General features: G+C 43.6%; 25 protein-coding genes. 14 read left to right on the top strand and 11 right to left on the bottom strand.

The genetic code is table 11. The features are described from left to right. Positions 1-2: 2 nt before the first annotated feature. Complete coding sequence (locus ACHUFM_RS09905) at positions 3-227, bottom strand: VF530 family protein (protein WP_394182020.1); 225 nt, start codon at positions 225-227, stop codon at positions 3-5. Positions 228-673: 446 nt separating this feature from the next. On the opposite strand from ACHUFM_RS09905, the gene ACHUFM_RS09900 reads away from it, so the two are divergent. Both ACHUFM_RS09900 and ACHUFM_RS09895 read left to right on the top strand, forming a co-directional pair. Next, positions 674-961: an HlyU family transcriptional regulator gene (locus ACHUFM_RS09900; protein ID WP_394181898.1), complete on the top strand. Its 288-nt coding sequence runs from the start codon at positions 674-676 to the stop codon at positions 959-961. Between the two features lie 42 nt (positions 962-1,003). Further along, complete coding sequence (locus tag ACHUFM_RS09895) at positions 1,004-2,017, top strand: alpha/beta hydrolase (RefSeq protein WP_394181896.1); 1,014 nt, start codon at positions 1,004-1,006, stop codon at positions 2,015-2,017. A 16-nt stretch (positions 2,018-2,033) separates the two neighbouring features. Here ACHUFM_RS09895 and ACHUFM_RS09890 read toward each other — a convergent pair whose 3' ends face one another. Continuing rightward, positions 2,034-2,867 carry an SDR family NAD(P)-dependent oxidoreductase gene (locus ACHUFM_RS09890; RefSeq protein WP_394182018.1) on the bottom strand — a complete coding sequence of 278 codons (834 nt, stop codon included), beginning with the start codon at positions 2,865-2,867 and terminating at the stop codon, positions 2,034-2,036. 485 nt (positions 2,868-3,352) lie between these two features. Between ACHUFM_RS09890 and ACHUFM_RS09885 the strand changes: the two genes are divergently transcribed. The 8 genes from ACHUFM_RS09885 (at position 3,353) to ACHUFM_RS09850 (ending at position 11,093) form a co-directional block, all read left to right on the top strand. Further along, entirely contained in the window at positions 3,353-4,705 is a 1,353-nt protein-coding gene (locus ACHUFM_RS09885; protein WP_394181894.1) for an amidase family protein, read from the top strand. Next, positions 4,698-5,576, top strand: a complete 879-nt coding sequence (locus tag ACHUFM_RS09880; protein ID WP_394181892.1) for a polysaccharide deacetylase family protein — start codon at positions 4,698-4,700, stop codon at positions 5,574-5,576. Before ACHUFM_RS09885 ends, ACHUFM_RS09880 begins: the two co-directional genes overlap by 8 nt. 19 nt (positions 5,577-5,595) lie before the next feature. Continuing rightward, positions 5,596-6,960, top strand: a complete 1,365-nt coding sequence (locus tag ACHUFM_RS09875) for an MFS transporter (RefSeq protein WP_394181890.1) — start codon at positions 5,596-5,598, stop codon at positions 6,958-6,960. Positions 6,961-7,011: 51 nt separating this feature from the next. After that, positions 7,012-7,782 carry an SDR family NAD(P)-dependent oxidoreductase gene (locus tag ACHUFM_RS09870; RefSeq protein WP_394181888.1) on the top strand — a complete coding sequence of 257 codons (771 nt, stop codon included), beginning with the start codon at positions 7,012-7,014 and terminating at the stop codon, positions 7,780-7,782. Positions 7,783-7,793: 11 nt separating this feature from the next. Next, positions 7,794-8,540, top strand: coding sequence for an SDR family NAD(P)-dependent oxidoreductase (locus ACHUFM_RS09865; RefSeq protein WP_394181886.1), 747 nt, complete (start codon positions 7,794-7,796; stop codon positions 8,538-8,540). A 63-nt stretch (positions 8,541-8,603) separates the two neighbouring features. Then, a complete protein-coding gene (locus tag ACHUFM_RS09860) occupies positions 8,604-8,912 on the top strand; it encodes a hypothetical protein (protein ID WP_394181885.1) in 309 nt (102 codons plus the stop codon). Next, entirely contained in the window at positions 8,909-9,892 is a 984-nt protein-coding gene (locus tag ACHUFM_RS09855) for a CobW family GTP-binding protein (RefSeq protein WP_394181883.1), read from the top strand. Before ACHUFM_RS09860 ends, ACHUFM_RS09855 begins: the two co-directional genes overlap by 4 nt. Positions 9,893-9,911: 19 nt before the next feature. Further along, a complete protein-coding gene (locus ACHUFM_RS09850) occupies positions 9,912-11,093 on the top strand; it encodes an ABC transporter substrate-binding protein (protein WP_394181881.1) in 1,182 nt (393 codons plus the stop codon). A 65-nt stretch (positions 11,094-11,158) separates the two neighbouring features. Here the strand turns inward: ACHUFM_RS09850 and ACHUFM_RS09845 are convergent, their stop codons facing one another. The 3 genes from ACHUFM_RS09845 to ACHUFM_RS09835 all read right to left on the bottom strand — a co-directional run bounded on the left by ACHUFM_RS09845 (position 11,159) and on the right by ACHUFM_RS09835 (position 14,690). Next, a complete protein-coding gene (locus ACHUFM_RS09845; protein WP_394181879.1) occupies positions 11,159-12,133 on the bottom strand; it encodes a GntR family transcriptional regulator in 975 nt (324 codons plus the stop codon). Positions 12,134-12,671: 538 nt separating this feature from the next. Next, positions 12,672-13,502, bottom strand: a complete 831-nt coding sequence (gene fghA / locus ACHUFM_RS09840) for an S-formylglutathione hydrolase (RefSeq protein WP_394181877.1) — start codon at positions 13,500-13,502, stop codon at positions 12,672-12,674. Positions 13,503-13,574: 72 nt separating this feature from the next. After that, a complete protein-coding gene (locus ACHUFM_RS09835; RefSeq protein WP_394181875.1) occupies positions 13,575-14,690 on the bottom strand; it encodes an S-(hydroxymethyl)glutathione dehydrogenase/class III alcohol dehydrogenase in 1,116 nt (371 codons plus the stop codon). A gap of 187 nt (positions 14,691-14,877) precedes the next feature. Here ACHUFM_RS09835 and ACHUFM_RS09830 point away from each other — a divergent pair, with 187 nt between their 5' ends. Next, positions 14,878-15,783, top strand: coding sequence for a LysR family transcriptional regulator (locus ACHUFM_RS09830; RefSeq protein WP_394181873.1), 906 nt, complete (start codon positions 14,878-14,880; stop codon positions 15,781-15,783). Between the two features lie 30 nt (positions 15,784-15,813). Beyond that, complete coding sequence (locus ACHUFM_RS09825; RefSeq protein WP_394181871.1) at positions 15,814-16,077, top strand: DUF3820 family protein; 264 nt, start codon at positions 15,814-15,816, stop codon at positions 16,075-16,077. On the opposite strand, the gene ACHUFM_RS09820 is transcribed toward ACHUFM_RS09825, so the two are convergent. Continuing rightward, on the bottom strand, positions 16,078-16,515 hold the full coding sequence (locus tag ACHUFM_RS09820; RefSeq protein ID WP_394181869.1) for a GNAT family N-acetyltransferase: 438 nt from the start codon (positions 16,513-16,515) through the stop codon (positions 16,078-16,080). Positions 16,516-16,634: 119 nt separating this feature from the next. Here ACHUFM_RS09820 and ACHUFM_RS09815 point away from each other — a divergent pair, with 119 nt between their 5' ends. Further along, positions 16,635-17,090 (top strand): GNAT family N-acetyltransferase, encoded by a 456-nt coding sequence (locus ACHUFM_RS09815; RefSeq protein ID WP_394181867.1) that lies wholly within the window; start codon positions 16,635-16,637, stop codon positions 17,088-17,090. Between the two features lie 115 nt (positions 17,091-17,205). Here the strand turns inward: ACHUFM_RS09815 and ACHUFM_RS09810 are convergent, their stop codons facing one another. The 5 genes from ACHUFM_RS09810 to ACHUFM_RS09790 form a co-directional block, all read right to left on the bottom strand. Then, complete coding sequence (locus tag ACHUFM_RS09810) at positions 17,206-18,582, bottom strand: class II fumarate hydratase (RefSeq protein WP_394181865.1); 1,377 nt, start codon at positions 18,580-18,582, stop codon at positions 17,206-17,208. Positions 18,583-18,602: 20 nt separating this feature from the next. Next, a complete protein-coding gene (locus ACHUFM_RS09805; RefSeq protein ID WP_063332531.1) occupies positions 18,603-18,959 on the bottom strand; it encodes a hypothetical protein in 357 nt (118 codons plus the stop codon). A 192-nt stretch (positions 18,960-19,151) separates the two neighbouring features. Beyond that, positions 19,152-19,631: an FKBP-type peptidyl-prolyl cis-trans isomerase gene (locus tag ACHUFM_RS09800; protein ID WP_394181862.1), complete on the bottom strand. Its 480-nt coding sequence runs from the start codon at positions 19,629-19,631 to the stop codon at positions 19,152-19,154. A gap of 65 nt (positions 19,632-19,696) precedes the next feature. Beyond that, on the bottom strand, positions 19,697-20,287 hold the full coding sequence (locus ACHUFM_RS09795) for a DUF1439 domain-containing protein (protein WP_394181860.1): 591 nt from the start codon (positions 20,285-20,287) through the stop codon (positions 19,697-19,699). An 8-nt stretch (positions 20,288-20,295) separates the two neighbouring features. After that, the gene (locus ACHUFM_RS09790; RefSeq protein WP_394181858.1) at positions 20,296-21,165 is read right to left on the bottom strand and encodes a mechanosensitive ion channel family protein; all 870 of its coding nucleotides are present in this window, start codon (positions 21,163-21,165) and stop codon (positions 20,296-20,298) included. A gap of 124 nt (positions 21,166-21,289) precedes the next feature. On the opposite strand from ACHUFM_RS09790, the gene ACHUFM_RS09785 reads away from it, so the two are divergent. Beyond that, a complete protein-coding gene (locus tag ACHUFM_RS09785; RefSeq protein WP_394181856.1) occupies positions 21,290-21,706 on the top strand; it encodes a YebG family protein in 417 nt (138 codons plus the stop codon). Positions 21,707-21,942 lie beyond the last annotated feature (236 nt).

Here is a 21,942-nt window from a genome sequence, read left to right as displayed (position 1 = left end):
CGCTAGTAGAACGTGTTGATATAAAGCGCTTCGACCTTATCACGGGCCCAAGGCGTACGACGCAAAAACTTTAAACTCGACTTAACCGAAGGGTCTTTTTTAAAGCAGTTAATGTTCACCAAAAAAGCCAATTCTTCCCATCCGAAGTGTGCCTGAAGATCGGTTACTATTTTCTCTAGTGTCACCCCATGAAGAGGATTGTTGTCTTGTGTCTCTTTCAATTTCATCACCTTGTTTGAATTAAGGAAGGTACGAACAAGTCCACTGACTACGGCAACGTGCTCCTGCATTGCTCTAATCCCCTACATCCATGTAGGGGTCAGCGTGTGGATAACTCTCTTGTATTCGAGGCAAGTTTCGCCGTCCAATATGAACATATTGGCAAGAAGCTTAACAAAGAATAAAGAGAGCTTAGCTAACGCCCTTCGGGTCTTTCAGAGAAACGGCCTCTCTGTGTTAAGAGTGATTGAAAGGTATTAACATTCCTGCTCACTCTTGCCTTGATAGGCCATTTCTCTGATAAGACTGATGTTCAGAAGACTTATTCGCACCTTCCTTAACCAAGAGTATAACGGAATTTCACCTAAGATTGAGACACAACCGACAATCGGTATTTGACTAATGAGACAAATCCCCGAAGAATAACCACCATAACAATTAGGAGAAGAAACCAATGGGTATTTTATCTGGTCTAAAAGGGCTATTTTCAGGCGGTGAAGCGGCGGCAGAAAAAACCGAAGACGCCATCGAATATAATGGCTACCAAATTATTCCCGCGCCAATGAAAGATGGCGGCCAATACCGCGTGGCGGCCACCATCACCATAGGGGAAGGCGAAGAGCAAAAAAGGCATAACTTCATCCGTTCAGACCTAATGGCAAACCGTGATGAATGCATTGAAATCACTATTCGTAAAGCCAAACTGACCATCGATCAGTTAGGCAAAAACCTGTTCAACTAATACTTTGTAACGCATACTCATCAACAAATAAGAGAAGCCCCCATGAGCGCACCATTAGGACAAGCCTGGCGTTTACTGAATCAAGGTGAAGACCAACTGGGCGCGGACTTCTATTACCGAACGTTCGCTTTCGCTGGCCCACAAACACAAGTGCACACCACCTTGATCCATCACTTGGGAAATCAACAGGCTAGCAAAGCCATTTTATATGTGCACGGCTATACTGACTATTTTTTTCAAGCGGGCTTAGCGCAACACTTCGTTGACCAAGGGTACCGTTTTTATGCAGTAGACTTACAAGGCTATGGCCGCTCAATTCGTCCTTCTACTCCGCCTAACTGGTGTGATTCGGTAGAGCAATACAGTCAAGATTTGGACATCGCTTTAGCGACTATGAAACAAGATGGCGTTGAGCAAGTCGTGATTTTGGCTCACTCAACAGGCGGCCTGGTGGTCTCCACCTATCTAGCCCACCCCTATGCTTTACCAGAGCGAGAGAGTCATTACCAAATGCCATTCCCTGACGTAATCGGCTTAATGCTCAACAGTCCTTTTCTGGCCCTGCCATTTCCACCAGCGGTGCTAAATCGCATCAGTTGGCCGATCCGTATCTTGGTATCAGCATTGCCGTTCTCTTATTTGCGCGCTAAAAAAATCACCACTTATGCCAAAACTTTACATCGCCGTTTTGGTGGAGAATGGGATTATCGACTCGACTGGAAACCCGCTGAAGGATTTAATTTATCCTTTCACTGGCTAAAAGAAATTATTCTGGCACAACGCAACTTAGCGCAACAAAGTATCAGTCTTCCGACTCTGTTTTGTCATTCTAAAATCAGCACCATTGGCAAAGACAGCGTGGCCGAAACGCAACAAGGCGATGGCGTCCTGGACGTAGACAGCATGAAACAAGCCGCTGAAAACAGCTTTACCAACCTCACTGAAGCAGTGATTGATAAAGGCTTCCATGATTTGTACTTGTCTCATGAAACGGCTAGAAAAGCATACTTACAGGCGATGGATGATTGGTTGGTACAACTTATCATCACAAAGTAAGCTTCATCAAGACAGATTAGCTGCCTTGGCGACGCATCACCCAATCCAACAAGACAGTTGGCAAAACGCGCTTCATCAAAGCCGCAGCATAAGTCGGTGTTGTCACATAATAGCGCGCTTTCGGATGAGGCGATTCCAACGCATGAATCAGCTTATTTACTACCGCGCTGGCCGACAGAGTTTGTGATGAGGTCGCGCCTTCTTTGCTCAAACGAGCAACGGCTTCTTGATAACCCTGTTGGTGACGACTGGCGGCGATATCAATATTGTCTTTTAACGCTTGCAAAGCATTCGCACGAAAACGACTTTCTATTGGGCCTGGCTCAATCAAACAGACTTTCAATGGGGTGTCATAAAGCTCCATTCGCAAGGTATCCGTAAATCCTTCTAAAGCAAACTTACTCGCGTTATAAGCACCACGAAATGGCGCCGCAACCATGCCCAGTACCGAACTGTTTTGCACGATACGGCCATAACCCTGGGCCAGCATCAGCTTGATCACTCGAGTGGTCAAATCATGCGTACCAAACACATTCGCTTCAAATTGCGCCCGCAGTGCTGCGACTGGCAAATCTTCCACCGCGCCAGGCTGTCCGTAAGCCCCATTATTAAAGAGAGCAAACAAATGTCCGCCAGTGATTTCCAAAGCATCGGCCAAGCCTTTCTCAATCGAATTTGGATCCGCTAAATCCAGCTTCACCACATGCTTAATGCCTTGTGCTTTTAAAGAATTGACATCTTTTTGCTGACGACAACTGGCCACCACCAAAAAATTTTTCTGTTGCAGCATACGCGCGGCTTCCAATCCAATACCGCTGGAACAGCCCGTAATCAAAACAGAATATTGCATGCTATTCATGTTGAATCGCCGCCTTTAACCAAAACATAAGTGAACTAGCATGGTAACAAATGAGTTTTTAAAAACACAACCTAGTAACTTACCTAGCTAGCTTCAATACTTTATTCACCCAATATTAAGACTAAACTAAAAAATCAAAAAGCCACTCAAAAGCAAAGTGATTAAGTAATAAAAAGCTAATACATACCGCCACATTAAACCTACATCACACATTTTAAAACACTCCCTCATGCAAGAATCAGCCAAATAAAATCATTAAGAAGGCCCTTTTTTGGAACAGAAAAGACAAAGAGAGCACCAAAACAATGCACGAAAAATTCAATTTTTTAAAATAATCGAATAAAAAAACTCTTTAAATTCAATGTTTTATTTTTTTTTATTTTTTGTCTTGCAATTCTTTATCAAATTGACCTACATTAAAAATGTACTTTTAATTAAATATACATTTATTAATTATGAAATCATCCAAAATAAAAATGAACATTGACGATTTGCAAGCAGGATTCCGTAAAAGGCAATTTACGCCTTTGGATATTGCTAAATTTGCCTTGGAAAAAGCCAAACAGCATCCAGAAGTGTTTATACAGATATGCGAAGCAGAAGCATTGCTACAAGCTCAGCAATCCACTCAACGCTGGCTAGATAACGCCCCAATAAGTGAGCTAGATGGCATTCCATTTGGCGTAAAAGACTTATTTGATATTGAGGGATATATCACCACTAGAGGTTCAAAACTTTATACAGATCCTGCCAATTCAACGGCTCCTCAGGTTTCAGATTTGATTAAGTTTGGTGCTGTATTAATTGGCAAAACAAATTTGAGTGAGTTTGCTTATTCTGGATTAGGCCTAAACCCACACTTTGGAACTCCTACACAAAAAGTAGAAAACAGAAACTTTATTACTGGTGGGTCATCTTGTGGATCTGCCGCTGCCGTTATGGAAGGGATTGTATCTTTTGCATTGGGCACTGATACGGCCGGTTCTATTCGTATTCCATCATCTTACTGTGGGCTGGTGGGGTTTCGAGCATCAAGTTCACGTTACGACAATTCTGACATTGCCCCCTTATCTCCATCTTTAGACACAACCGGACCTATTTGCGCTGCACTCAAAGACGTTTGTTACATCGATAATCTGCTAAACAAAAATACGACATCGATACCACAAAATACGCAATACAAGCTGGTATTTGACGAGCAGTTCTGTAACCAACTCGCAATGGATGAAGCAACAAAAGACGCTTTCTTTGCTTCCATTGCTGCACTAAAAAAACATGGCATCAAGGTAGAAAACCATAAGATAACCACACTCAACCAAACGCTTGAATTGGTGGATCGTATCGGCTGGCTAGGAAGCATCGAAGCCTATGTCACCTACCAACATCTAATTAAACAGCAGCGATTATCACTCATCGATCCCTTGGTTGCCCAACGATTAAAAAATTCTAACCGTATTGAAGCCGAAGATGTATCTCGCCTGTATCAGCAAAGGGAAACCTTAAAAAGACAACTGGCTAAAGAGTTAAAAAGCAGCACGTTACTGATGCCAACAACACTGACAACAGCTCCGCTGCTATCGGATATTACTCAGTCAGTAGAGTCATTCAATGAACATAACCTTAAAGCACTTCGCATAACCATGATCGGAAGCTACTTAGATTGCCCAGGCATTGCGCTACCTAATGGCTTAAATCCCAACGGTTTACCAACAAGTTTACTGCTTTCGCAGTGCTCTGGTAATGATACTGAGCTCCTTCGTCATGCCATGACGATAGAACCCTTCATTACTTCACTTTTTAACCAAGCAAGAGGAAATAACAATGGCTAAAGAAATCTTATGCGCTATCGGTGTTGATGTTGATGCAGTTGCGGGCTGGCTCGGGTCATACGGAGGAGAAGATTCTCCAGATGACATTTCCCGCGGTTTATTTGCAGGGGAAGTCGGTGCACCACGACTACTCAAACTCTTTAAAGAACAAGAACTAAGAACTACTTGGTTTATTCCAGGCCACTCCGTAGAAACATTTCCAGAGCAAATGAAAGCGGTGGTTCAAGCCGGTCATGAAATTGGTATACATGGCTACAGTCATGAAAATCCAATCGCCATGACACCTGAACAAGAAGAGATTGTATTAGACAAATCCATTGAGCTTATTACCAAGTTGTCTGGTAAACGCCCAACAGGCTATGTCGCTCCATGGTGGGAGTTCAGTAATGTTACAAATGAATTACTCCTTAAAAAAGGCATCAAGTATGACCACAGCTTAATGCATAACGATTTTCACCCCTATTACGTTCGTGTTGGTGATAAGTGGACAAAAATTGACTACAGCAAACACCCTGACGAATGGATGAAACCGCTTGTTCGTGGCGAGGAAACAGACTTGGTTGAAATCCCAGCAAACTGGTATTTGGATGACCTCCCGCCAATGATGTTCGTGAAAAAATCGCCCAACAGCCATGGCTTTGTTAGCCCTCGACATCTTGGAGAAATGTGGCAAGACCAATTTGATTGGGTCTACAGAGAAAACGACTATGCCGCTTTTACCATGACAATTCATCCAGATGTTTCTGGTCGTCCCCAAGTTCTCTTAATGCTTGAGCGCCTAATTAGTCATATGAAGAGTCACGAGGGCGTCCGCTTTGTCACTTTCGACGAGATCGCTGACGACTTCCTAAAACGCAACCCTAGAAAATAATAAAACCGGAGCAGTCACTATGGACACATTAGGAACACAAAAAGAAGAATCCATACAAGAGCACAAAAAAACGCAGTGGATTCCAAATAAGCTCACCCGTAAAGATGTAAAGTTCGCAACTTGGATCGCCTTCATTGCTTGGGTACTCGCCGTATATGACTTCATTCTATTCGGCACCCTCCTTCCTCAGATGGGAAATGAATACGGATGGTCAGAAATAGAACAAGCTAAAATAGCCACTTGGGTTGCTGTTGGTGGCGCCATTGTTGCCTTTGCAATTGGTCCGATTGTAGATCGAATGGGACGGAAGCCTGGACTGATATTCACTGTCGGTGGTGCTGGGCTTTGCTCTTTGTTCACCGCGTTCGGTGCTGGTTTAGGGAAAGGCTCACTAACTGTCATTCGATCGGTGGCCGGCCTAGGTTATGCAGAACAAACGGTCAATGCAACATACCTCACAGAAATGTATGCGGCAGTCGATGACCCTGAACTGCAGAAGAAAAAAGGCTTCATTTATAGCTTGGTACAAGGTGGTTGGCCTATCGGCGCCCTCATCGCAGCAGGTATTACCGCTATTTTACTACCGATAGTCGGTTGGCAAGGTAATTTCATATTTGCGGCAATTCCTTCTTTTATCTTGATCTTTTTTGCACTCAAATTAAAAGAAACACCTCAGTTCCAAGTGCATAAGCGCATCCGTGAATTGCGTGAAGCAGGTGATGATACTTCTGCAAAAAGCCTTGCTATAGAGCACAAAGTTGACTATGCAGAACATGAAAGCGCTGGTATTGCTGCCGCTTTTAAAGGCACCTCTTTGCGCGCTACGTTAGTTCTTGGTGGCGCCGTGCTGCTGAATTGGTTTGCCATTCAAGTCTTTAGTGTCCTTGGTACGACGGTCTTAACACGTGTTCACGGTGTATCATTTGAGAACTCCTTGATCATCTTGGTCGCTTCTAATTTATTAGGTTACCTTGGGTACATGAGCCACGGCTGGCTGGGCGACAAAATAGGTCGTCGAAACACCATCGCAATTGGCTGGGCACTTGGCGGCATTGCCTTTACCGGTATGCTTTATGGACCAAGTAATCAGCTAGCGGTTGTCGCTTTATACGGATTAGGTTTGTTTTTCTTAATAGGCCCATATGCGGCAGCGCTTTTCTTTATTAGTGAAAGCTTTCCAACGTCAATCAGAGCGACAGCGGGTGCCATCGTTAATGCTATGGGACCAATCGGCGCTATTTTTGCCAGCCTTGGTTCGACTGCTGTTTTGAGCAGCGGTGGTGATTGGCAAACATCAGCCTTCCTATTCGGCTCTATACCTTGCTTCTTATCAGGCCTTCTCATTCTTTTTGCACGCCATGTTGATCCAGCAAGCGTGAAATAACTCCCCTTCATCCATGCCACTCTTCGGAGTGGCCTTTTAAAGGACTTTTATATGACAAACAATACAACACAAGTGGCGCTTATTAGTGGTGCTGCCAGTGGCATTGGCCTAGCTCTGACAAAACTGTATTGCGAGCAAGGTATCAAAGTAGTCGCGGGCTATTTTGAGAAAGATCCGCACTCTCCTGAAGCCGCTGCCAAAACACTTGGTGACGCTGCAGAGAATGCCCTATGGCTACCCTTAGACGTGTCCTCAAAAGAATCTGTCCTAGAGTTTGTCAATACCGCGGTCACGCAATACGGAAAAATTAACATTGTCGTCGCAAACGCAGGTCTATTGCGAAGTGCTCCCATCGAAAAAATGAGTGATGAGCAATGGTACGAAATGATAGATGTCGATTTAACGGGTGTTTTTCGCTTGTTTAGAGATGCTAGCCCACATCTGGTCGATGGTGCCAGCTTAGTTGCTATTTCATCTATTGCGGGTGGCGTATACGGCTGGCATGACCATGTTCACTATGCCTCAGCCAAAGCGGGGGTTCCAGGAATTTGCCGAAGTCTTGCCGTCGAGCTAGCCCATAGAAACATTCGCTGTAATGCAGTCATCCCAGGTCTAATTGAAACCCCCCAATCATTAGACAAAGAAAACTCCTTAGGACCAGATGGCCTCGCAAAAGCAGCAAAATCCATCCCGCTTGGCCGCGTTGGTCGTCCCGATGAAGTGGCCAACCTTATCGAATTCTTAACATCTGAAAAATCGTCCTACATCACTGGCCAATCACTGATCGTAGATGGCGGGCTGACGGTTAAATGGCCTGAGTAATGGAGAGTATCATGACATTAGAAAATCAACGTGCAGTGGTTAGTGGTGCAGGCAGCGGCATAGGTAAAGCCATCGCGATTGAATTCGCGAAGGCTGGGGCTAAATTAGTCCTGACGGACATAAACCCAGCGACACTGATTGCGGTAGCAGAATTATGTAAGCAAGAAGGCGCCGAGGTTATTACGGTGATCAGCGACATAAGCTCACCTACTGGTGCTATTGCCGGTGTAAACCGTTGCATCATGGAGTTTGAAGGCATCGATATTTTGGTCAACAATGCTGGTATTTTAACTCAAGCTCCTTGTGAGGACATATCGTTAAAAATGTGGGAGGACATGATCAACATCGATCTACGAAGTGTTTTTTTGGCTTCTCAAGCGGCAATTCCACATATGAAAAAACAGCAACATGGGCGCATCATCAATATTTCGTCTCAATTAGGCATCAAAGGCGGCGCCGAACTTTGTCATTATGTCGCAGCAAAAGCGGGAGTCATTGGCTTAACCAAATCGCTTGCCATTGAATGCGCTTCTCATGGCGTATTGGTCAATGCTATTGCGCCAGGTCCAATTGAAACCCCTCTTGTCGATGGCATCAGCAGTGCATGGAAAGTGGCGAAAGCGAAAGAACTGCCATTAGGACGCTTTGGTAAAGCCGAAGAAATTGCGCCAACGGCATTACTCCTTGCCAGCTCACCGGGTGGAAACCTTTTTGTCGGCCAAACTCTAGGACCTAATTCGGGCGATGTAATGCCCTAACTGTAAACGCTGGGAGGTGCCCTTACACCACCCAGCCTAACTGACTTCTATGGAGTATATTATATGTGCGGGTTATGTGGCATTTTTGCAGAGCCAGACCTTTGGAACCAAGATCCCCATTCAGATACTCATAGTCTTCGACGTAACCGACTCATTCAAATTCAATACTTACAAACTATTTTGTCGCCTAAACGACTAACAATCCGTGACATACATGGTACGAATTATCTACTCGAAGACCTAAAAGGCAATCAAGTGCTCTTTTCAAATTTACATGAGCTGTGGCGCAGTATTGAGTCTTTTATCGGCGAAGCGCTAGACCCACTCGACCCAGACCTTTATAAGCATCTATCCATGGAGTTAGCGAAATGACCACATCCGACGTTAGAATTCCTGTACATATTCTCACTGGTTTTCTCGGCAGTGGCAAAACCACACTGCTAAGAGACTATCTACAACACGATGACACGTCTCAAACGGCACTCATCATCAACGAAGTCGGCGATATTGGAATCGATCATCATTTAACCCAACACTTAGATGGCGGAACCGTGCTTCTAGAAAATGGCTGCTTATGTTGCCAAGTACGAGAAGACCTTAAACAGACACTATTGAACTTGCTATCCAACGACATCAATCACTCTCTTCGCCAAATCATCATAGAAACCACAGGCTTGGCCAATCCCTCCCCTATATTGTCCACTCTCTTTCATGATAATGAGTTGGCCAGCAAGGTACGCAAGGGGAAAATCATCGCGACCATTGATACTCTGGAAAGCGTACAAAACGTCGAAGACATCGCCGAATGGAGTAATCAGGTAAGCAGTGCAGACACTCTGATTTTTACCAAAGCAGATGAAAGTTCAGAGGAAAATTGCTCTTTGCTAAAAGAAAAATGCCGAACAATTAATCCTTTCGCAGATCATTTTATAAAAGTAGCCTCGGAGAGCACCCTAAGACTCGCCCTAAATACTCCACTCAACTCCATGCTGTTTTTACCTCTTTCAACAAAAGGCACAGAAAAACCAGCCCTAAAAAAAACGACTCACAGCGAAATTCACACACAAGCCATTTTTGTGAAGAGCGTGAACTGGCAACGCTTCTCTATTTGGCTTTCTATGTTGCTCTATCGCTATAATGATCAGATACTTAGAGTCAAAGGCCTACTACTTAATGCAGATACGGGAAACTATGTTTTACTCAATGCAGTCAGAAAAGTGTTAGCGCCACTTGAAATACTCGATAAAGAATCTATAAGTTCCGCTAAGTTAGGACTTGTTTTTATTACCCGAGATATTGATCCAGAAGATATTACTCGTTCCTTTAATGCATTCGAGATATCGCTAAACTAAGATCACGCAGAGAGATATCATGCCGACAGGAAAAACCACGCTTCGAGTTTTAGGAACGTCTGTTACCTTGATCAACAAGATCCGGGAACAGGCACAAAAAGACCTCAACATTGACATTGAATTTATAGTACGCAGTGTGCAAGACGCCCAACGAATCGCCGTGATGCAACCCGAAAGCTATGACATTTACGATCAGTGGTTCCACAATGTCGATTTTGTTTGGCCCGCTCAGTCTATACAACCTATAGACATTGACAAAATAGACCAGTGGGACCTTGTCAACTCGCTCCCTAAAACAGGACGAGTTTTGCCATCACAACCCTTAGCGCAAGGATCAGAACCCTCGGGAAGATTATACGTTCAACATGACGGCTCACTAGACTCAACTCCAAGCAAACAAATTAGTATGCTTCCACTCGCCCACAACGTGGACAGCTTTGCCTATAACGAAGCCTTACTCCCCCCGGAACTTCGGGAACAAGAAGAAAGTTGGCAATGGCTGCTCGCCCCTCAAATGAAAGGAAAGGCGGCTTTTCAAAATGACGCGGCAATGGGAACCATTGATGCTGCCATTGCTATTAACGCATCAGGTTTAGCCGAGTTCAAAGACCCCTCTAATTTGGCTTTAGCAGAAATTGATTTACTTATTCATATCCTAAAAAACAAAAGAGACGCAGGTCAATTCGTTGAATTTTGGAAAGATCACGACCAATCGATTACATTACTTAAATCCAAACGCTCTTATATTCAAAGCATTTGGGCACCAATTTATTACCGCAACCATTGCAACATCGCAGGTTTCAAGATGGCCAGCCCAAAAGAAGGCTATCGGGCATGGTGTGGCGGACTCTCAGTTTCTAAATGCGCAACAGGGCATAAATTAGACGACGTCTATAAATACCTAAACTGGTGGCTCTCTGGTTGGCCAGGTTCTGTCATTGCAAGACAAGGCTATTACATCTCTAATACTGACAGTGTCAAAAACTATTTATCCGAAGAAGAGTGGCAATTTTGGTATGAGGGAAAACCAGCCCTTAAAGACCTAAACGGTATAGATGATCACCCTCTCATACCCAAAGGTAGCAAACGCTCAGGCGGAAGTTATGAACAACGCATGTCAAATATCGCCGTCTGGAACTCCGTCATGGACGAACATAATTATCTAGTACGGAAATGGCGAGAACTTACAAAAAACGAATAATATACAACCCTTGCGCAGCGGGAGGTCAAAACCGTTTTACGCAAGGGCTCATCAATAATAGCGCCCTATACTTTAACCAAATAACGAGGCAGCTCAGGATCAGGTAAAACAGAGACAACTTTTAATCGTTGCAGAGAGCGTTTTTGTGCATTCAGTAAATGCTCCTTTAAACTGTCTGCCGCCGCTTTTATATTGCCTTGCAACAACAACTCTAAGACTAATTTATGCTCTTTTAACGCAGCCACATCCATGGACAAGTTCAAGCTTGAAAAAAACACCTTATTCAACACAACAGAGCTTCGACAATGATTTAGTACATCTAGCAATTTAGCGTTATCAATGTTTTTAAGCAGTACCCCATGAAGAAAATCCTCCACTAATGCGATATCCTCAATAGACATATCTTGCCCATTAAGCATTTCCTCATGTTTAGCAATCATCGTTGAAATAAGTATTTTATCCACGAATGGTGATGACACAATAAGAGCTGAAGGCTCTAAATATGCTCTTATTTCATAATCATCTTTGATTTGTCGCGCGGTAAGCGGCCCAGCCAACCAAGAAGAATAAGGTTCCTTTTCAACTACCCCTCGATCACGTAAACGCAATAAAGCTTCGCGGATCACCATTTTACTGACACCATAGTGTTCAGCGGCATGCCCTTCTTCCACTTTATAATGACCAAACACCATACAAGTGGAGATTTGTTCGAACAAATCCTCAAAAATCTTTTCGCTTAAATTGCGATTATCAACTTCTTGGTCAGACTCCAGCCCTAAATCATTTTTATTGACCGCTCGTCGAATCGGCTCAATATTGCTTGTTTCAGTATTTCCAACAATGAAACCACGTCCATCAAAACGACTAATTTTCCCCTTGTCACTTAATAATGTAAGTGCTTTACGTACAGGCACACGACTTGTGCCAAATAACTCACCTAGCGGACCTTCTAAAAGCACCACTCCTTGGGAAAGTAAGCCAGACTGAATCGCGTCATCCAGAACCTGATAAATTAATTCGTACCGAAGTTTTCCTTTCAAATCAATACTCTCAAAAACGTTTTAAGCATAACTATACTATAGAATAAGGCAACAGCAGAGATACACCTAATGAACCTAATACTCTTAAATTATTTGAAGAAGATTAAACATACTAACTAATATAAATATCATTGCAGGTTTGTTTTAATTTTTAGCTAAGGCTAAATATTTTACTTCTCTAAAGCCAAACAGTCACTTTATGATCCATAAAAAATACTTTACTTTCGATAGGGTAGTGGAAGGGTATTCTTTGGATAGCTCTTTTTCTCCGATACTGTTGTATCAAAAATTGCGCCCTATTCGAACTCACTTTCATTAGCGCTGATCATTACTTATTTTTTGGGATAAAAAAGTTTAATTGGAGCCACAAGCGAATTCAATACTGGCGAAGGAAGTTGGTTCTTATCGGAAGAAAACTGGTATCTACATGAACTCAAGTCGGAACAATTATCTCATGTTACCGACTTAATCACATGTTCTTTATTTAAAGCTAACGTGTAAAATTAGATCTCATAGCATTTTTGAAATACCCAAGTGGTCAATTCAACGCCTTAGCATGATGCTCTAGATGATCATCGATAAAGCTGGCGATGAAAAAGTAGCTGTGATCATAACCTGGCTGACGACGAAGGGTCAGCGGATGACCAGCGGCGTCACATGCCGCTTCTAAAGCTTCAGGTTTCAGCTGTTCAACAAGAAAGTTGTCGGCTTCGCCTTGATCCACCAGCAACGGCAAGCGTTCTTTGGCGTTCGCGATCAATAAACTCGCATCCCATTCCTGCCACGTGCTTTTATCTTCCCCTAAATACCCAGTAAAGGCTTTTTCACCCCACGGACAATCCGTTGGATTGACAATCGGTGCAAACGCGGAGACCGATTGATAATGTCCTGGATTTTTCAATGCGCAAATCAAAGCTCCGTGACCGCCCATGGAATGACCGGAAATAGAACGTTTGTCCGTGACCGGAAAGTTCGCTTCAACCAAATGCGGCAGTTCTTGCACCACGTAGTCGTACATGTGGTAAGTATTCGAATACGGTGCGACCGTCGCATTCAAGTAAAAGCCTGCTGCCGAACCAAAGTCGTAGCTGTCGTGTTCACCGGGGTAATCCGTGCCACGGGGGCTGGTATCAGGGCAAACAATGGCTAACCCCAACTCCGCCGCTTTGCGAAATGCGCCGGCTTTTTGAGTAAAGTTTTCATCGGTACAGGTTAAACCTGATAACCAATACAAAACGGGCACTGATTGATTTTCTGCTTGAGGGGGCAGATAAATCGCAAAAGTCATTTCGCCTTTAACGGACAAACTCTCATGCTTGTAACGCTTTAGCCAACCGCCGAAGCTTTTGGTACTGGATATAAGTTCCATGGTTCTCTCCTCTAAATGCGCACTACCAAGCTTAGGCAATGCGCATTAATAAAATCAGCAATAGCGTCACACTTATTGATCGAACAGAATAACCGTACGAATGCTCTTACCTTCGTGCATTAAGTCAAACGCTTCATTGATCTGCTCAAGTGGCATAGTGTGTGTCACAAATGGATCAATTTCGATCTTGCCATTCATGTAATCCTCTACGTAGCCAGGTAATTGGCTGCGGCCTTTTACACCACCAAAAGCAGAGCCTTTCCAGACTCGACCCGTTACCAATTGGAACGGACGAGTAGAGATTTCTTGTCCGGCCCCCGCCACACCAATGATAATAGATTCGCCCCAACCTTTATGGCAGCACTCAAGTGCAGAACGCATCACTTGTACATTGCCGATACACTCAAACGAGTAATCCACCCCACCGTCTGTCATTTCCACGATGACTTCTTGAATAGACTTGTCGAAATTTTTCGGATTAACACAATCTGTCGCACCAAATTGTTTCGCCATTTCAAACTTAGATTCGTTAATATCGATAGCAATAATGCGAGAGGCTCCTGCCATACGAGCACCTTGGATACAAGACAGACCAATACCACCAAGACCAAAGATCGCAACGGTATCGCCTTTTTCCACTTTCGCTGTGTTGAGAACGGCACCGATACCCGTTGTAATACCACAACCCAATAGGCAAACTTTTTCTAGTGGCGCATCAACGTGGATTTTCGCCAAAGAAATTTCAGGAACCACACTGTACTCAGAAAAAGTTGAGGTACCCATGTAATGGAAAATAGGTTCGCCATTAATGCTGAAACGGCTCGTGCCATCTGGCATTAGGCCTTTACCTTGTGTTTCACGGACCGCTTGGCAAAGGTTGGTTTTGCCAGACTGACAGAATTTACATTCGCCACATTCTGCAGTGTACAGTGGGATAACGTGATCACCCACTTTTAGCGTCGTTACACCTTCGCCTACCGCTTCGACAACACCCGCGCCTTCATGACCTAAGATCGCAGGAAAAATACCTTCAGGATCTTCACCAGACAAAGTAAACGCATCCGTATGACAAACGCCCGTTGCCACCATGCGAACGAGCACTTCGCCTTTTTGCGGATCTTGAACATCCACTTCTTCGATTTTTAACGGTTGGCCTGGTCCCCAAGCAACAGCGGCTTTACATTTCATTGCGTACTCCCAAAATTGGTTTGAATTCGACACTTTCTAAATCAAGTAAGAGGAGTGTAGTCGTAAATCATTGAGACGATAATGCTCTTATTGGCAAATTATTATTGTCATACAGCAACAATAATTTCAAAAGGCCTTCAAATAGTTATAATATAACACTCTATTTGGATCAATTTAGGGCAGCATAATGAAAAATTGGGAAGCAATGGAAGCCTTTGTGGAAGTCGTTCGACAGGGCAGCTTTTCGGCAGCCGCCACCAAACTAAGCGTCTCAGCTTCTCACGTCAGTCGTTTAGTGACCCAACTGGAAGCGGAGCTTGGTTGCACTCTTTTGTTCCGCACCACACGACGCATTCGCTTAAGTGAAGCGGGGGAACTGTATTATCAACATTGTCGTGATCTACCCGCCGCCCTCAGTAGCGCTGAAGAAGTCATTTCTTCATTGAACCAAGCGCCCATAGGGACCTTTAAAATGACCTGTGCAACGACCTTTGGTGAACGATACATAGCGCCAGTGATGAACGATTTTTTAACCACTCACCCTAAAATTGAACTGGACCTACACCTTACTAATCGTGCAGTGGATTTGATTGAAGAGAATTACGATCTGGCCATCCGTATGGGGGCGATGAAAGACTCTAGTCTACTGTCTAGACGACTTTGTGACCGCCAAGAATACTTGTGCGCTTCTCGTGAATACATTAATCAATATGGCATGCCGCACACCTTATCTGAGCTCAGTAAACACAAGTGTTTGATTGGCTCTAAAAATCACTGGTTGTTTCAACAAAATGGCCAACGAAAAGAAGTTAAAATCAGTAGCCAATGGCGTAGCAACTCTGGTTTAGCCCTGTTAGATGCCGTAAAGAAAGGGTTAGGGATTGCTCAGCTGCCTGATTATTACGTGCAAGAAGAATTCGATTCTGGTCGACTTGTACCCTTATTATCGCAATATCAATACCCTTACAGTGGCGTTTGGTTGGTGTACCCAAAAGTCCACCACCCTTCTCCAAAACTAAAAGCCATTTGCGATTATTTAATTCACTGCTTTAAAGATAATGCGCCATTTAAACCAGCGCAGGCCTATGATTAAATAGGCTGCAAAATTGCTTGAGAGTTTGCTATGTTTGCACAAGAAGATCTAATCCAAGTCGCCCGCCAAACCATGCCCTTCGGCAAATATCAGGGACGCACCTTGATCGATCTGCCGGAAGCTTATTTATTATGGTTTGCCCATGAAGGTTGGCCAAATGGCAACCTAGGAACTTGGCTACAGCTTTGCTTAGAGATCAAGATCAACGGTCTGGAAACGTTAGTCGAACCGTTACGTTTGCCCAAACAAACTCAAGCTGACGAACCCAAAGTACGCATTCTCTTTGATGATTAATTAATCCACTTCGCGAACAAAATACAACACCTCGTCCTTTAGCTCTTGGCAGGTAAACCCCGCCTTTTCAGCGACTTTTATAGACGCTAGATTGTCGCTTTTAATTTGCGCGAAAAAAGGTCCTGTCAGAGAATTCAGCATGGCCAGAACCATAGGATAAGCCAAGCCTTTACCTCGCATGTCTGGCGCTATCGTCCAAGACAACAACCAACCCTCTTGTTGACGATCTGCTCGGCAACTACCAATCATATTCTCTTCCACTTGCGCCATCCATAGACGACGATCCTTATCGCGCAGCGACGACTGAAACCAAGAGAGATGGTTGGCTTTAGTGACTTTCTCAGGCGACAAAGACGCTTTTCGAGTCGCCGCATCATTGCGCCATTCCAGCAACAAGTCTGAGTCTTTCATTGTCGCAAGCCGTAATTCAACTAACACAAATATCGTCCTTTTTTCAGTCATTGTTTCTTTACCAAGATGGAGAAAAGGTACAGAATTTGCTTTGCTAACAATACCTTTTTACTCAAGGTTTTTTTTCATTAAGAGCTTCATTTAGTATGGACATTCGATTAGACGATTTAAACGGACCGGAAATCAAGGCGTTATTACAAGAACATTTAGATGACATGCATCAGACCTCACCTGCAGAAAGCGTTCACGCATTGGACTTGTCTGAGTTAAAGCAAGACGACATTCGCGTTTGGACCGTTTGGGAGCAAGATCAACTACTCGGCTGTGGTGCATTAAAAACCCACAATACAGAGGAAGGTGAGATCAAATCCATGCGCACTTCCCATACTGCTCGGAATAAAGGCGTCGCCTCCATTTTATTGCAACACATACTGAATTATGCCCAGCATCAAGGTCTCACCAAGATATGTTTAGAAACAGGTCCACAAGACTTTTTTGCGCCAGCAAGAGCTTTGTATAGGAAGCATGGCTTTGAAGAGTGTGGACCATTTGCAGATTATCGGCTCGATCCTTACAGCACTTTCATGACCAAAACACTGTAACACTCGCTGAGACTAGACTGAGCAAAGAAAAAGCCAGCAAAACTTGCTGGCTTGATTTCATCAATAGTGAATGAAATGACAGGCAAGGGAAAACCTATCGGAACTATTGATAAACTTACAGACCACCATGGGTCAATTTCGCAGGATCGAGTAAAGTGGTGAGCTCTTCTCGTGTTAAATCCGTTTCTTCGTCTGCAACATCGATCACAGGCCGTCCTTCTTGGTAAGCTTTTTTGGCAATTTCTGCCGCTTTCGCATAACCAATAATGGGGTTCAGCGCCGTTACTAAGATTGGATTACGGTGTAAAGCTTCGTTCAGCTTGTCTTCATTTACTGATAGCGTAGCAATGGCATTATCCGCCAACAATTGACCACTGTTCGCCAGCAATTTAATGCTGCTCAACAAATTCTTCGCAATCACAGGCAACATAACATTCAGTTCAAAATTGCCTGATTGCCCACCAATGGTAATGGCCGCATCGTTGCCTATTACCTGTGCAGCCACCATCGCAGTGGCTTCAGGAATCACTGGATTCACTTTGCCCGGCATAATAGAAGAGCCTGGTTGTAAGGCTTGTAAGGTGATTTCTCCTAAACCGGCCAGCGGACCAGAATTCATCCAGCGTAAATCATTGGCGATTTTCATATAGGTTACCGCCACCGCTTTCAACTGACCTGACAAAGCCACAGCCGTGTCTTGCGAACCTATCAATGCAAAGAAGTCCTGACCTGGAGAGAAGGTTTCTTTTGTTAACTTAGACAAGGCTTTCGCAAAGCCTTCGGCAAATTCCGGGTGAGCATTAATGCCTGTCCCCACCGCCGTACCACCTTGCGCTAATTGGCAGGTCTTACTCTTGATATAAGTTAAGTTGTCAATATTGTCTTGCAGCTGAGCTGCCCAAGCATTAAAGGTTTGATCCAAGCGCACAGGCATAGCATCCATCAGGTGTGTACGACCTGTTTTTGTGTAACCCGCTAGACTTTTGCCTTTTTCAACAATGGTGTTTTTTAAATGTTCCAAGGCTGGCAATAGATGTCCTGCCAATTCCAATGTTGCACTCACATGAATCGCACTGGGGATAACATCATTACTGCTTTGACCAAAGTTAACATGATCGTTGGGGTTGATGGTTTCACCATTATATTGGCTTGCCAAAGTCGCAATCACTTCATTGGCGTTCATGTTCGAACTGGTACCAGACCCAGTTTGATAAACATCAACCGGAAAATGCTGCATCAAATCATCCGCATCTAACAGTTCATTACAAGCGTTTTGGATTGCTTGCGCTTGTTTAGGTGTAATGCACTCTAGCGCTTCATTCGCTTGCGCTGCCGCGGCTTTAATTAAAATCAAAGAGCGAATAAAAGCCTCTGGCATGGCTTCATTACTGATTGGAAAGTTGTTGATTGCTCGCTGAGTTTGGGCGCCATAAAGCGCTTTTTCTGGCACTTCCAGTTCGCCCATACTGTCTTTTTCAATGCGTGTTTTCATGCGGTATTAGATTCCTTTGTTTACGACTCAAAAGAAGAGATGAAGTAATGGCTCAACACCCTAAGATTATGCTCCATTTTGAAATAATTTCTCGCATCCTGATAGGTCACGATCAGACGTTTGAGATGAGAAAGAGGCAAGTACACTTTATCCAAACAAGTTTGTCGCCAATGTGGCGCAATATTGGTATCGCACACGGTATCCAACAACACATTAAACACTCTCTGATGCAGCTCAGCCGCATCGGTAATGTTTAAACGCTCCGCATATTCTTCCGTTAAATTCAGATAGTGATACAACACCTCTGGCGAGTCGGCACATTGGCCTGCCTGAATGGTTTGTTCAAGTACAGAAAATGGCACCAAGTAACGACTCATAGCCCTACCCTCCAAACATTATAAATGATAACTATTATCAATAATGTTCGGTGAAGCCATTCCTGTCAAGAAATTGATAACGATTCTTATTATTTTTTAGTAATTAACTCTCGAGTTTTGATTGAGATCATCAAACAGTAGGCATAAAAAAGCCCCTGCTATGAAAACAGAGGCCTTCTCAATTCGGATGTATCAGTGGTGATGACCACCTACCCCATGCGCATGACCGTGAGCGATTTCATCGTTGGTCGCTTCACGAGTATCAATCACTTGAATATTGAAGGTTAAATCTTTGCCTGACAGAGGATGGTTGATATCAACGGTAGCGTGTTTTAGCCCCATTTTTACAATCGTTACCTGACGCACTCCTTTGTCCGTTTGTACGGTTGCCACCATCCCCGGTTTCCAACGCTTAGCACCTTGCAAATGTTTCACTGGCATTTGTTGAGTGTGATTTTCTTTGCGCTCACCATAGCCCTCTGCTGGCGTGACAGTGACTTCGAATTCATCACCTTCTGCTTTTCCTGTCATGGCTTTTTCCAAACCAGGAATAATGTTGCCGTGACCGTGCAGATAAGCAACAGGGTCTTTGCCAGCGGAAGTTTCAATCAGCTCATCACCACTGCGAAGAGTGTAGTGGAACTGAACCACTTGGTTGTCTGCAATCGACATGGGGTGTCCTCATTTCAATAGGTTACTGCGGAATACATCGCGCCATTATAAAATGCTTCATTCAGCTAAAACATAGATAATTCAAGGGAATCATCTTTTATTTCGATGTTCGACACCAGTGAAGCCGCCAATTTTTCGAACGGTGAGTGATCCAAAGTATAAATAGGATGTTGATCAAAATATTGACGCAACACTTGCTCTACTCTGTCCTGCAAAGAACCTAATGCTGTCCGTATGACTCTTTCGTCAAAGCTAGAACCCTTGATTGCTACTTGAGTTAATCTTGGTGCCACTAAAAACAGGTCTTGATCTTGAAGACGAATGCCAGCTTCAAACTCAGGATTCACTTGTGTGGTTAATGAGAAGTTTTGCCCAAACGCCGACACTTCACCAGTTAAGTCACACATCAAAGCGATCGCAATTACGCCACCATCACGCTCAAGAAAGTCAACATTGGCCTGCCTTATGGCCAGATTTAATGCCACGGCTTGCCCTTCAGCCGCCAATTCAAAACGAGTGTCTTGAGCGGTTTCTATTTGCTTTGTCAGATCGTCGTTGATTTTACTTTCGCTAATCCGAAAGCTATTACAAGCCGTCAAGGTTAAGCAAAGTAGCGCCAACAAACTCAGGTTAAGAGACTTTTTTATCAATATCATAATGCTTCCTAGTTCGCCTTCTGCATTAAAAACTCTTGGCGTTTATCAAACCAAAAACGCATAAAGTCTTCCGTTACTTTTTGTTCTATTTCTACCGCTTCATCGGTTGGACAAAACAAGGAAACCGTAAAGATATTATAACCCTCTGGGGTAGTAGTGATGCGCACTCGAGGCTCAGGACCCGAAATATTAATGTCCAAGCGCTTTTCAATTAGGCTGTTGTAACGAATGGCCACTTCGTGAAAATGCTCACTGTATTCTTTAAGCTTAGCCAATATGTGCTCTTTGATTTCGAACAAATTCACTTCATCGGATTGTCTAGAAATAGAGAAACTGTGCGTGACATAACGGCGCATGTAATTCAAATTTTGAACGGTATGAACTAATAAGACGCTATTTGGCACGACGGTTGTTCTTCCAGTATAAGCATAACTTCCGCCTTTTAAATCCACTTCAAATAAGGTTGTAGACAACCAGTCGCTGTCCGTCACTTCGCCTTCGAAATTGGCCACTTTAATCCAATCTCCTACTTGGTATGGGCGAGTACTGGCTCGATAAAACGCCCCCACAATACAGGCAATAAACTCTTTCGTTGCAATCACCAAAGCCACCATAAAGGCCGCAATGGAAATGGCGATATTTTGAAGTTCAGACGACCAAATCAGAATCAGGCCAACAACAAACAGGAAATTAAAGGAGTTGTCCGCAGCATTGATTCGTTGACGCTTTTTATCATGATCAATGTGTTGATTGAGCCGAATTGCTCGTTTGGTATAACGTCGAATCAAATACACCAACAAGATTAATGCCAGGGTAAGCGCTAGCTCTACATGGTCTGTGATAATGGATAAATCCAATTGAGAAAAATCGAAAGGCATAAAGAGTCACTTCTATACGGAAGACGCTACTTTAACAATCATTCCTTGTGACAACAATAAAGTATAGACAAGATAAAAATTTATACTGTATATTTGTACAGTATAAATTTTTGTGAGGTGACTTATGTCCGTCATTATTAAATACGTCGTAGAACGCCATGGAATCGAAAAAATGACCTTTACTTCAAAAGCCGAAGCAGACGCTTACGACAAGCTTCTGGATACCGCTGAAGCCCTAACGCAGATTCTCAGTGATAGCCAGCTCATTGAAAACGACCAACTGCGCGAGTCATTGTCTATGTACTTAGCTGAGCATAAAAACAGTGTCATTAATGCTCTCGGTCCCAAAAAGAAAATCGTAAGTAAGAAGAAATATGATCAGACGTCACAAACAAAACTGACGCTAAACGACACACCGAAAACACCAGGCACCTCATTAGAAGACTTGGTCATAGAGACAGATGAAGAACAGCTTTATCAGGAAGAAGGTGATGCCGATCCATTTTCAGAAGACAGCTTTGATGAAAGCCATGCGGCTTAGTTGATTCATGACGATTTGAACCCGCCCACCTTGTCCTCAGAACCGTAAGTTAGGCAGTCATCTTGGCTGCTTAACTTTCCATACAATGACTTTCCCCACAGATTTTCTGTGCACAAGAACATACAAAATAAGAACTAATTGCCATTCTAATTTATTATATGTGAAGAAAAACATGCACAAACAACAACAATTTATTCACATTCTTTTCAATTTGATAAATAATAACAACTGAAATT

Source organism: Marinomonas posidonica, from assembly GCF_043643765.1.
GTDB classification, from domain to species: Bacteria; Pseudomonadota; Gammaproteobacteria; order Pseudomonadales; family Marinomonadaceae; genus Marinomonas; species Marinomonas posidonica_A.
Note: the sequence above shows the minus strand (reverse complement) of the source record. Positions and strands in the feature narration are given on the sequence as shown.